General features: G+C 37.3%; 13 protein-coding genes and 1 other RNA gene. 11 read left to right on the top strand and 3 right to left on the bottom strand.

Annotated elements, in window-relative coordinates; genetic code table 11:
- Positions 1 to 5: 5 nt before the first annotated feature.
- A complete protein-coding gene (gene pspF / locus H4J62_RS04590) occupies positions 6 to 1,097 on the bottom strand; it encodes a phage shock protein operon transcriptional activator (RefSeq protein ID WP_182214945.1) in 1,092 nt (363 codons plus the stop codon).
- A gap of 191 nt (positions 1,098 to 1,288) precedes the next feature.
- On the opposite strand from pspF, the gene pspA reads away from it, so the two are divergent.
- The 11 genes from pspA to ffs all read left to right on the top strand — a co-directional run bounded on the left by pspA (position 1,289) and on the right by ffs (position 10,544).
- Complete coding sequence (gene pspA / locus H4J62_RS04585) at positions 1,289 to 1,957, top strand: phage shock protein PspA (protein ID WP_182214946.1); 669 nt, start codon at positions 1,289 to 1,291, stop codon at positions 1,955 to 1,957.
- Between the two features lie 56 nt (positions 1,958 to 2,013).
- Positions 2,014 to 2,226: an envelope stress response membrane protein PspB gene (gene pspB / locus H4J62_RS04580; protein WP_182214984.1), complete on the top strand. Its 213-nt coding sequence runs from the start codon at positions 2,014 to 2,016 to the stop codon at positions 2,224 to 2,226.
- Positions 2,223 to 2,669 (top strand): envelope stress response membrane protein PspC, encoded by a 447-nt coding sequence (gene pspC / locus H4J62_RS04575; RefSeq protein WP_182214948.1) that lies wholly within the window; start codon positions 2,223 to 2,225, stop codon positions 2,667 to 2,669. The genes pspB and pspC overlap by 4 nt, the downstream gene beginning before the upstream one ends.
- Positions 2,670 to 2,801: 132 nt before the next feature.
- On the top strand, positions 2,802 to 4,232 hold the full coding sequence (locus H4J62_RS04570; RefSeq protein ID WP_182214950.1) for a YcjX family protein: 1,431 nt from the start codon (positions 2,802 to 2,804) through the stop codon (positions 4,230 to 4,232).
- Positions 4,233 to 4,491: 259 nt separating this feature from the next.
- Positions 4,492 to 5,535: a YcjF family protein gene (locus H4J62_RS04565; protein ID WP_182214952.1), complete on the top strand. Its 1,044-nt coding sequence runs from the start codon at positions 4,492 to 4,494 to the stop codon at positions 5,533 to 5,535.
- A gap of 230 nt (positions 5,536 to 5,765) precedes the next feature.
- Entirely contained in the window at positions 5,766 to 6,578 is an 813-nt protein-coding gene (gene phhA, locus H4J62_RS04560; protein WP_182214954.1) for a phenylalanine 4-monooxygenase, read from the top strand.
- Between the two features lie 9 nt (positions 6,579 to 6,587).
- Positions 6,588 to 6,926: a 4a-hydroxytetrahydrobiopterin dehydratase gene (locus H4J62_RS04555; protein ID WP_146799733.1), complete on the top strand. Its 339-nt coding sequence runs from the start codon at positions 6,588 to 6,590 to the stop codon at positions 6,924 to 6,926.
- 110 nt (positions 6,927 to 7,036) lie between these two features.
- Positions 7,037 to 8,587: a transcriptional regulator TyrR gene (tyrR, locus tag H4J62_RS04550; protein WP_182218000.1), complete on the top strand. Its 1,551-nt coding sequence runs from the start codon at positions 7,037 to 7,039 to the stop codon at positions 8,585 to 8,587.
- 33 nt (positions 8,588 to 8,620) lie between these two features.
- Entirely contained in the window at positions 8,621 to 9,274 is a 654-nt protein-coding gene (gene maiA / locus H4J62_RS04545) for a maleylacetoacetate isomerase (RefSeq protein WP_182217998.1), read from the top strand.
- Positions 9,275 to 9,419: 145 nt separating this feature from the next.
- On the top strand, positions 9,420 to 10,277 hold the full coding sequence (locus tag H4J62_RS04540) for a DUF3014 domain-containing protein (protein ID WP_182217997.1): 858 nt from the start codon (positions 9,420 to 9,422) through the stop codon (positions 10,275 to 10,277).
- A 170-nt stretch (positions 10,278 to 10,447) separates the two neighbouring features.
- Positions 10,448 to 10,544, top strand: an RNA gene (ffs, locus tag H4J62_RS04535) — signal recognition particle sRNA small type.
- 568 nt (positions 10,545 to 11,112) lie between these two features.
- Here ffs and H4J62_RS04530 read toward each other — a convergent pair.
- Together H4J62_RS04530 and priC are read right to left on the bottom strand one after the other, a co-directional pair.
- Entirely contained in the window at positions 11,113 to 11,376 is a 264-nt protein-coding gene (locus tag H4J62_RS04530; protein ID WP_070374088.1) for a late competence development ComFB family protein, read from the bottom strand.
- Positions 11,377 to 11,475: 99 nt separating this feature from the next.
- Positions 11,476 to 12,081 carry a primosomal replication protein PriC gene (gene priC / locus H4J62_RS04525; RefSeq protein ID WP_182217995.1) on the bottom strand — a complete coding sequence of 202 codons (606 nt, stop codon included), beginning with the start codon at positions 12,079 to 12,081 and terminating at the stop codon, positions 11,476 to 11,478.
- Between the last annotated feature and the right edge of the window lie 3 nt (positions 12,082 to 12,084).

Genomic DNA, 12,084 nt, shown 5'->3' with positions numbered 1-12,084 from the left:
CTCAACTACCCTTCGTCTACTGCACTTTCTAATAAGTTATACTTTTTCAAGTAACCTCTTAGTTGATGATAGGTTAATTTGAGTGCGTCGGCAGTTTTCTTTTGGTTATACTGACAATTTTCTAAAGCTGATTGAATCAAATCAATCTCATAGTCTTGAGAAAGGTCTTTTAATGATAAAGGGAAGACCAATGATTGACTAACGGGTAACTGTTGATGGATCACCTCTTGGCGTTTTTCCTCTTTGTTCTCTTTATCAACACTCGGCGCTGCTACCGATATCCTGTCTTGGGTTTTAATACGCTGAGAAGGTCGGTAAGGTGACTCAAACGGGTCAATGACTAAGTCATGCACGGGTAAATGTGGGTTATTGCAACGATAAACACTACGCTCGACAACATTTTTTAATTCTCGTACGTTTCCAGGCCAATGATATTCAAGCATGGCACGTTTCGCTTTTTCAGTAAAACCGCTAAAGAGCTCAAATTCTAATTCGCGCGCCATGTTAATCGCAAAGCTTTCAGCTAACATCATGATGTCTTCAGTACGTTCTCGAAGTGGTGGTAGGGTGATAACATCAAAAGCAAGTCGGTCAAGTAAATCTGCTCTAAATTCACCCGCATCGGCTAAGGTGGGTAAGTCTTCATTGGTTGCGGCAATTAAGCGCACATTGGTATTAATAGTTCTTGAGCCACCCACACGCTCAAACTCACCGTATTCAACGACTCTTAATAGTTTTTCTTGAATTAAACCCGAGGTATTGGCTATTTCGTCAAGAAAGAGGGTGCCATTGTCCGCACGCTCAAAACGACCTTCATGGCGTTTACTCGCGCCGGTGAATGCACCACTGTCATAGCCAAATAATTCTGTTTCTAATAAATTTTCATTTAATGCCGCACAATTAAGCTTTAAATAATTTTGATCCCAACGTTTAGATAAGTAATGAAGCCGAGCCGCAATAAGCTCTTTACCTGTCCCTCTTTCTCCAATAATAAGCACAGGTTTACTCAAAGGCGCTACTTGTGAGACTTGCTCTAAAACTTCAAGAAAATTATTTGCTTGTCCAAGAAGATTATCCTTTTGGTTAAAACGCGACATTACTTGACCTAATAATTGGTTTATTTCACTAACAAATAGTGTATTTTATTAATCACCAGGTTTGAAGTGTTTTTTTTAATTATAATAACTTTATTTAAAACATGAAGTTAAGTTAATAGTAAAACTTGGCGCAAAACATGAATAAAGGATATCAGTAACATTAAATTAAATTATTGAATGAGGAAGTTGTTATGGGTATTTTTTCTAGGTTTACAGATATTATTAATTCGAATATTAACAACCTGTTAGATAAAGCAGAAGATCCTGCAAAAATGGTACGATTGATCATTCAAGAAATGGAAGATACTTTAGTTGAAGTACGTTCGTCATCTGCTAAAATTTTAGCAGATAAGAAAGATTTATCTCGTCAAGCGACTCGTTTTGAAAAAGATGAGCAACAATGGCAAGAAAAGGCTGAACTAGCCTTAAGCAAAGGCCGTGAAGATTTAGCAAGAGCGGCGCTCGTTGAAAAGAAAAAGTGTGCAGAGAATGCATTGTCACTTTTAGATGAGTTGAACCACGTTGATGATCATATTGCTAAATTACAAAGTGAAGTTTCTCAGTTACAAGAAAAATTAGCGGATGCAAAAGTAAGACAAAAAGCAATTATCATGCGAGAAAAAACAGCGACGTCTCGTTTAAAAGTTAAAAAGAATATCGATAGTGGTCGAGTTAATGACGCACTGAGTCGCTTTGATAGTTATGAACGTAAAATTGATGATATCGAATCACAAGTTGAGTCCCTTGATTTAGGGAGCAAATCATTAGCAGATGAAATCTCTGATTTAGAATCTGATGAAAATATTGATGATGAATTAGCGCAATTAAAAGCTAAAATGAAATCAGATAAGAAAAACTAAATAACTCAGTTTGTGTTGAATAACTTATAAGGAGAAGTACTGTGGAAGAACTTATAATGGTTCCTGTCATCATTTTTATGTTGTTAGTTGCCCCTATTTGGTTGATTTTACATTACCGAAGTAAGCGCCAGATAACCCAAGGTTTTAGTGAAGAAGAGTACAAGCAATTATCTGAACTTTCTGAATTAGCCGATAAAATGACCGAGAGAATTAAAACGCTTGAAGCTATTTTAGATGCTGAAACACCTGACTGGAGAAGCAAGGTATGACAGACAAGCGCCGTGGTGAATTATACAGAAACTCGAGCCAAGGAAAAATTGCTGGCGTCTGTGCTGGTCTAGCTGATTACTTTGGCTGGGAAACATGGTTAGTGCGTATTCTAGTGGTTTCGGGTGTTTTACTAGGTATGGGTTGGTTTGTGGTTATTTATATTGCTGGTTGGTTTATTTTAGATAAAAAACCAGGCGCTACCGCTAAAAAACCACAACCAGCACAATCACAATATGCATCAGCTACCATGCACACAGAAGAAGAACTTTCTTCTGAGTCTATCAAGGTGAAGTCGCGTATTTGGCAATCTGGAGAGCCGCCTAAACAAGCTTTTCAGGATATTAGACATAAATTTAAATCCCTAGAAAGGGAAGTTCGAGCGATGGAGCATTATGTTACCTCACCTGAGTTTACTGTTTCTCGAGAAATCAATAAGTTGTGATCAACAAAAAATTAAAAAGCGGCTTTTGCCGCTTTTTTAGCTTGTTCGCTTAACAAATAGTTAAGCGTACGACTTGTCTTTGTGATTAAGTGTATCCATTAAATATTAATATAACTTTCAGTAAGATAATTCATGGCATTTATAAATAAAAAAAAGCTGAATAAATTAAAGCAAAAAGCGAGTGATTTATTAAATCGAACGCTCGACCAACACGTTACTTTGGCCGTTACAGGTCTCAGTCGTAGTGGCAAAACAGCCTTTATTACTTCTTTAGTCAACCAACTCGTTAATGAAAGCAATCATTCACAGCTTGGTTTTTTTAATGTTGTTCATCAAGGGCGCTTCATTGCCGCTAAACGAGTGCCTCAAAAGCATTTACACATTGGCCGTTTTGAATATGACCGAGCAATGTCAGCTTTTTCGCAAAATGAACCAACATGGCCTGAGCCGACCCATGGTATTAGTGAGATGCGACTTGCTATTCGTTATAAGCCCAAAGAGTCATTGTTGAAATATGCCAGTGATACAGCAACTTTATACCTAGATATTACTGATTATCCAGGAGAGTGGTTACTTGATCTACCGATGTTAAATCAAACGTTTGAACAGTGGTCACAACAAACAACAGCATTATTGCTTACCGAACCTAGGTTTAAATCAGCAGAAAGCTTTATAGAAAAAGTGAATCAAATAGATCCCTTTGCCAAGGTCGATGAGCAAAGGTTGGCTGATTTATCAAAAGAATATACTGAGCTTTTATTACACTTTCGTCACGAACTTGGTTTGTCGGTTATTCAGCCTGGACGCTTTATTTTACCTGGAGAATTAGCAGATGCGCCTATTTTGCAATTTTTCCCTTTCACTGCTTTTGAAACAATGGATAAAAATGCTTATCAAAATGCCAGTGATGACTGTTTAATCGGTATGCTAAGAGCAAGGTTTATTGAATATAAAGAACGTGTTGTTAAAGCTTTTTATAAAGAACATTTTGTTAATTTCGATAGACAAATTGTATTAGCAGACTGTTTAACTCCGTTAAATAATGGTCCTGAGAGTTTTGCTGATTTGAAAACAGCGATGACCATGATCATGGAAAGCTTTAGCTATGGTCAAAGTAGTTTGTTTTCTCGTTTGTTTGCGCCAAAAATTGATAAGTTATTATTTGCTGCGACCAAAGCTGACCATGTTACGCCAGAGCAACACCATAACTTAGTAAAATTACTCGACCAGCTTGTTTATCAAACTAAACATCAGTTAAATTATGATGTTATTGAAATGAAAACACTGGCACTAGCTTCTGTTAAAACGACACAAGCAGGAACGAGTCGTTACCAAGGGCAAGACATTCCTGTGCTTCGTGGCAAACGCTCTGAAAATGGAGAGCTAATTACGGTTTTTCCGGGGGCGGTGCCGAGTAAATTACCCGAACAAGATTATTGGCAGCAAGAGACTTTTAATTTTATTAGCTTTGCTCCGATGGATCCGATTGGACAACATGAATGTCTACCTCACCTGCGTATGGACCAAGTAATGCAGTTTTTACTTGGTGATAAAATGAAATGAAATGATTGTTGATGTGTTGGCCGCTAAGCATAGTGCTTACCAGCCATCGATACGTATGGACCAAGTAATGCAGTTTTTACTTGGTGATAAAATGAAATGAAATGATTATTGATGTGTTGGCCGCTAAGCATAGTGCTTACCAGCCATCGATACGCATGGATCAAGTGATGCAGTTTTTACCCGGTGATAAATAAAATGATCGACCTTGATAAATATAAGAATAAAGCAAGTAATACCATTTTGCTTGGAGATAAAATAGATGAATGAACTCGATGAAAAATATCAACAGCAAATTCTTTTTGAAAATGATGAGTTAACGACAAAGAAAAGTCATTTACCTTCAAATGGCCAACAAGTTATTGTCGGTAATGACGATTGGCAGGCATCAGAAGATTTATCGTTGATTAAGCAAGGGTATTTAAATGATGATAACCCACAGGAAAAAACTAGGCCTCGTTGGTTATGGCGGGTTGTAGGCACTGTTTTTGCTGGCGTTGTTATGGTAGAAACCTTTACATTTTTTCAACAGGGCTTTGCTCAATCTCCTATTTTAGCTGGTCTGTATGGTGTTCTGCTCTTTGGTTTGTCAGTTATTGTTGGTTCAACGGCGATACGAGAGTATTCAGCATTAAGACAATTTAAACGCCAGCAAAGTACACAAGCAAAAGCAAAAGATATATTAGCAACTGACTTAGCTTCCCCTCGACATATTGACGCAAAAGCTTTATGTGAAAGTATTTCAGCAAACTTACCTTGTGATTTGATGTCTGAGCATGAAAAAAGTTGGCAGTCGTTGGTCAAAGAGGAATACAGTGATGAAGAGTTACTCCAATTATACTCCCGTGAAATACTCTCAAAAGTTGACGAGAAAGCATTAGATGAAGTCGCTAAATTTTCAACAGAAGCCGTAGTATTAGTTGCTTTAAGCCCGATTGCTCTTGTTGATATGATGCTAATGTTTTGGCGAAATTTACGGATGATTGACAAAATTGCCGGCCTTTATGGTTTAAAAATTGGCTACTGGAGTCGAATAAAATTAATTAAACAAGTTTTCATTAACATGGCTTATGCCGGCGCGAGTGAGTTAGTCATTGATTTAGGAGCTGACTTGGTTGGTGCTGAACTATTAGGTAAATTATCTGCGCGCATGGCACAAGGACTCGGCGCGGGTATGTTAACGTCACGCTTGGGTATTCAAACTATTAAGCTTTGTCGACCCATTCCTTTTGAAGAAAACACCCCTAAAATAGCTCAAGTGAGGAAAAAAATACTCAGTCAGGTAAAAAAATTATTAATAAGGTAGTTTTATTCCTTGTGAGGCATAAATAAGTTGTTTTTATCTTATTGATTTTATTTGTTATTGTTTTTGTATTTACATTTTTGTAATTTTTTCTATACGCTATTATTATCTGGTTAAATAATAGTCAGTTAGCGTTTGGTATTTTTCCCGTCAAGCTTGTTTTATTATCAGTGAAGAACATGACTCACTCATTGGTGAGTGAATAATGATAAAAATTAAAATAAGGTAATATCATGGGGATGGCGACGAAGTATATTTCGCGAGTTGCTGATGAAAATGGTCACATTCATTGGTCAGATGAAGAAAATAGCGTTTGGCAGGAATTGATCACTCGTCAATTAAAATGTGTTGAAAACAAAGCGTGTGACGAATATAAATTAGGCTCAAAATTATTAAATTTACCACATGACCGAATTCCACAGTTGGCAGAAGTTAGTAAAGTACTTAAAGAAACAACAGGTTGGCAGTGCGAGCCAGTACCGGCATTGATTGGTTTTGGTGCGTTTTTTAAGTTGTTATCAGAAAAAAAATTCCCAGTAGCTACTTTTATTCGCAGCCGAGAAGAGTTTGATTATCTGCAAGAACCTGATATTTTTCATGAAATATTTGGCCATTGTCCTTTATTAACCAATAAGTCGTTTGCTGATTACACTGAGGCTTATGGAAAAATGGGTCTTAATGCGACTAAAGAGCAAAGAGTATTTTTAGCTCGTTTATATTGGTTTACGGTCGAGTTTGGTTTATTAGATACCCCTGAGGGTATTAAAGTTTATGGCGGTGGTATTTTGTCTTCACCGAGCGAAACCATTCACGCGACTGAAAGCGAGATTGTTGAACGTGAAAAACTTAACATACTTGACGTATTAAGAACGCCATATCGAATAGATGTTATGCAGCCTATTTATTATATGCTGAATAAAGTAAGTGATTTAGATGATTTAAGAAAGTTTGAAGTGGCTGATATTATGGAGTTGGTTGAGCAAGCACAAGCCTTAGGCTTACACCCAGCGAAGTTTCCAGCAAAAGAAATTAATAATGTGAGTTAAGGAAAAATAATGACTGAGCAATTATCTGTACAAAAATGTGAAGCATGCCAAGTTGGCGCGCCACAAGTGAGTGATGAAGAGTTACCGGTACTATTAGCACAAATACCAGACTGGATCCCTGAAGTACGTGACGGGGTTATGATGCTTGAACGTGAGTATAAATTTAAGAACTATAAATTATCATGGGCATTTGCAAATAAAGTCTCTGCATTAGCCGAAGAAGAATTCCATCATCCAGCGATTTTATTAGAGTGGGGCAAAGTAAAAATTACTTGGTGGACACATGCTATTAAAGGGCTACACCGTAATGATTTTATTTGTGCAGCAAAAACTGACAAACTTTTGTAATATTTGCTTACATTAGATAATAGCAGCCTCCTACCTCAGGGGGCTTTTTTTTGTTGTACAAATTAGTTTACAATACCGAACAGGAATACTTGGCTATTAAGGTAAGGTAAATGCGTTTAGAAATTGTTTGTTGCGATCGAGTCGGCATTGCCCGAGAAGTATTAGAAATATTTGTTGAACATGAAATCAATTTACGTGGCATTGAACTAAAGCAGCCAGGCGAAATTTTTATCAACATACCTGACTTAGAATTTAGCCAATTACAAACTTTTATGCCACGTTTACGTTTAATTGAAGGCGTGAATGATGTAAAAACAACACCTTTTATGCCCTCTGAACGTGAGCGCAATGAACTCTCCACGCTCATTAAAACTTTTCCTGATCCCTTTATATCTATTGATGCAAAAGGTGATATCCGTATTGTAAATACCGTAGCTGCCGGTATTATGGGCTGTAAAGATCATGAAATTATTGGCGATAATGTTGGCAATTGGTTAAAAGGCTTTAACTTTAATCGCTGGTTAGATGCCGATGAAGTACTTGCTCAAACGCGTCGCTTAAAGTTTCAAGATGATGACTTTGTGGCTGATATCATGCCTATCCATGTGACCGATCAAAGCGGTATCCCCGTTTTAGCGGGTGCGGTATTAATTTTAAAATCAGAAGCACGTTTAGGCCAACAAATAAGTGCTTTTAAACAAGCGAATGAAAATAATTTTGCCGGTATACAAGCAAGTAGTGGCTCGATGCGTAAAGTTATTCGTGAAGCAAAACGCATGGCACTCCTTGACTCTTCAATGCTCATTGTTGGTGAAACGGGCACGGGCAAAGAGCTGTTAGCTCATGCTTGTCACGCCGCGAGTGATCGCAGTAACAAACCTTTTATGACTTTAAGCTGTGCAGCATTACCTGATGACGATGCAGAAACAGAACTTTTTGGTGCAGGTTCAAAAGGCGAGAATAAAGCTAAACGGGGTTTATTTGAATCAGCAGACGGTGGCACAATATTTCTAGATGAAGTGGGGGAGATGTCACCTAAATTACAAACTAAAGTACTGCGTGTCATTCAAGATGGTACTTTTCGTCGCGTCAATGACGAGGAAGAGATTAGGGTCAATGTCAGGATCATTAGCTCAACCAACTGTGACCTGCTTAGCATGGTTTCTACCGGCGATTTTAGAGAAGACCTTTACTACCGTTTAAATGTACTTGGACTAAATATACCTTCATTACGTGACCGACGTTCGGATATTATCCCTCTGGCTGAATTTTTTATTGTAAAATTTGGTCAACGTATTGGTAAAACGATTGTCACTATGTCAGATGACTGTCGTGATTTTATCGAACATTATCCTTGGCCAGGTAATGTTCGTCAGCTCGAAAATGTATTAATTCGTGCGGTATCATTAATGGAAGGCAGTATTGTGATGACCTCTCATCTGCAATTACCTGCATATACACGTGAACATGGTTATCTAGAAAAGGAATTTGAAGGAACTTTAGATGCTGCGGTTAAAAGTTTTGAAGCTGATTTACTTAGAAAACTATACCCGGCTTATCCTAGTACTCGACAATTAGCGAAAAAATTAGGATTAAGCCATACCGCCATTGCAAATAAATTACGTGAATATGACATCAATAAAAAAACCGTTAAAATTTAAATAATTCATACAGATAACAAATAGAGATATAAAATGAAACTTTTTGGTTATTGGCGTTCGTCCGCTGCATATCGAGTAAGAATTGCTTTGCACTTGAAAAACATTGATTGTGAATCTGTACCCGTTCATTTAGTTAACAATGGCGGTGAACAGCACAGTGCAGCTTATATTGCACTTAATCCAACCCATTTAGTTCCAACGTTAATTGATGAGACAGTTGATGGCGACTTGGTGCTAAATCAAAGTATGGCAATACTTGATTACCTTGATAATAAATACCCTCAACCACAGCTCTATCCTGAAAGTATTTATGCTAAAGCACAAGTGCAAGCACTTGCCTTAGATATCGCGTGTGAAGTACACCCAGTAACAAACTTACGTGTACAACAATATCTCGTCAATACACTAGGTGCTGAAGATAGAGATAAATTAGCTTGGAGTCACCATTGGATGAGCATAGGTTTTGCTGCCTTTGAAGAAAAACTACAAAAGGTATCAGGAAAATACTGCTATGGTGATGATGTCACTATTGCTGATCTTTGCCTTGTTCCACAAGTTTACAATGCAAATCGTTTTAAAGTAGATATGTCAGCATTTCCGCTTATTAATGCCATTGTTGAGCGTTGCAACCAGTTACCCGCTTTTATAAAAGCACTACCAGAAAATCAAGACGATGCTATTTTATAATTGTTAAGTAATAATATAAAAAGATAAAAACTCAATTTCAAATAAAAGTTATTTTAGATCACGTATTCCCTTGCAACTTAGATGAAAACGGGTTGCAATGGTTATTCATCATGCATTCTTTAGATAAATTGAATATTAGGTACCTATGGAAGATCAAGCGCAAAAAGGTAAACAAACCTCCTGGGGCATTATTGCCGTTATTATTGCTATAGTGATAGCCGCCTTAGTTTGGTTATATATGTCATCGACAACCGAACAAGAAGTTGTTGAAGTGGCGCCAGTGGCTATCGTTAAAGCTGAAATTCCGCCCGAGCCTATAGTAGAGCCGATATTAACTGAAGAAGAAGTTTTTCCTTTAGTTGTGACAGAACCCGTCGTTGCTATTGAGCCTGAACCGATATTACCAACCTTAAATGAAAGTGATGTTTGGTTACAAGAAAAGCTACCAAGTTTTACCTGGCGTAAAGAACTGTTAAAGTTGGTCATTGATAAAGATATGATCCGCCGTTTTGTGGTATTCACTGATAATTTTGCACAAGGTAATATCGCTTACGCTCATAGTCCGTTAATTAAACCTAATACTAAATTTTTAGCAAATGAGGTTAGCAACGGGGCAAGTAGTGATTGGAAGTGGGATGAGTCAGCAGCGCGACGTTTTACACTTTATGTTGATTTACTGCGTTCATTTGACAGTGAAACACTGGTGCAGTCGTACTTTGAAATGAAGCCTTTGATTGATCAAGCTTATGCAGAGCTAGGCTATCCAGACGACAACTTTACTGAGGTTTTACATGATGCTATTACCAAGGTCTTGGATATGGAAATTCCAAAAGAATCATTAGACTTAGTTCGCCCCAGTGTGATGTTTCGCTTTAAAGATGAAAAAATAGAAGCCCTTGATGCTGCCGACAAACTGTTATTACGTTTAGGTAAAGAAAACCTATTGGTGATTAAATCAGTCTTATTAGAAATTAATGAACGGTTGGCACGCGAGCGTCCATAATTTAAAGGTAATTCCAAGCTAATTTTAAGGTGATTTTAGCTATATACCTGCTAGTGTGGTTAAAAAAACAGCGAACGATTTTATTTATATAACTAGCGCTTGCATCAAGCTAAATCTTTAGCCATAATTCGCGCCGTTGAAGTGAGAACGACAACTTTCTATGGTGACCCTTTCGGTCCCCTCGCAATGATACTCTGTGAACTCGGCCAGATCCGGAAGGAAGCAACCGCAGCAGACGACTCATGTGCCGAGGTGTGGCTGCTAGGGTTGCCACCACTCTTTTTATCAATCACTTACAATCTTTAGCTACCTTGCAACTTTCAGTACCAACTCTTTACGACTAAAATTCCCCATTTATACATTCGAGCCGGTATTTATCGCTAGCGAAATAATTCCATCTAAAGTTCCAAGAATATCCCGTAACAAACAAGCCAAGAAAATATCAACTTACCGACAGATGATTTTACTGGCAGCAATGTCATTTAAAGGGGGTATGATACTTGTCAGCCGTTAATAAATTATTTGCTAATGTCATCACACATTTATAAATCCTACTTGTAAGCACTGAAACGCTCAAAAATGAGTGCAAAGGGATAATGCAGGTCTATTTATGTCTTTATACTTTTAAGGCCATTTGAGTGGGTTAGCTGGTTTCTGATGAAGTGAAAAGCATTTAGCTAGTTAATGGCTAAAAAATGAATATTAATCGGTATTAAAACTTTAACGGTTTAATATAAGGGCAGGTCATCATTTAAAGGGAATGCTTAAGGGTAAAAGAAAAGCAAGTGAGCATTGACTTGACCACTTGCCTTCTTAATAAATCAAAGAACAGTAGTTAAGTGTTATGAGTTTTCATAAACTCTATTGCCTTACTAATCGCAACTTTTACATTGTTTTCCATTTCAAAACGTTCTGAAGCAGGTAAGTAGAATGACATATCAACTTCATGTCTAATATAACGAGTGGGTAGTTGATTTAGCACTACACAGGTTAGGTCAGCAATAAAATCAGCTTCATATTTCTCTTCTAATTTTAGCGCGGCAAAATGTTGTACGACTAGTTTTTCATAATAGTTATGAATGTCATCAGATATTCTCATTCCAGCCCTCTTTTACGATTAAATAATAGATTAATTTATTGTTTGTTATTATTTAAGATTAATGCGAGATGAAGCAAAAAGCGAGTTATTTAACAGATATCATCGCGGTTTTTCTGAAACTTCTATTTCGCGCTCTATTTTTGAAATAGCTTGACGACATCGACCTAACCTTTGGTGAAGGGCAAGGACTTCATCCAATATTTTCTTTGCTTTGGCAGGCGTTGCGCTTTGACGAAGTTGCTCTCTTTCATTGAGCATAGCAAGTAAGCGGCGCTCAAACTCGTGGTGCTCTGCTAATTGCTGATAGAGCGCTTGACTGGATTTAAAGAGTTCTTTTGCCGCTTTCTTATAGCGCCTAGCGTTTATCGCTGTTAATCGGTATTGTGCTTCTTGATGAAGCCCTTTGTTTGATCTTATTGCATTGATTATTGATGATATTTGTTGCTCAATACCTTGTAATCTATTTTGCGATAGTTCTTTTTTTCCACTCTTTAATAACCGAGCTAATTCGATAGTTTTACCACGTACCTCATCAACATATGCGCCTATTTTATCACTATTGGTGGCAAATAAAGCTTCTGAAAAGATATCTTTATCTTTTAAAAGATAATGTGATTTAGTCTGCTGATTTTCAGTATCAATAATTTTAGCCTGCTCAGCTAGACTATCTAAAACAGCTGTAATTCTGTCGATTGCTAATTGCATATT

Origin of the sequence: Colwellia sp. BRX8-5, assembly GCF_014077325.1 — a bacterium.
In the GTDB taxonomy this organism is placed as follows: domain Bacteria; phylum Pseudomonadota; class Gammaproteobacteria; order Enterobacterales; family Alteromonadaceae; genus Colwellia_A.
The sequence above is the reverse complement of the archived record's forward strand: the minus strand, read 5'-3'. Positions and strand labels throughout refer to the sequence as shown.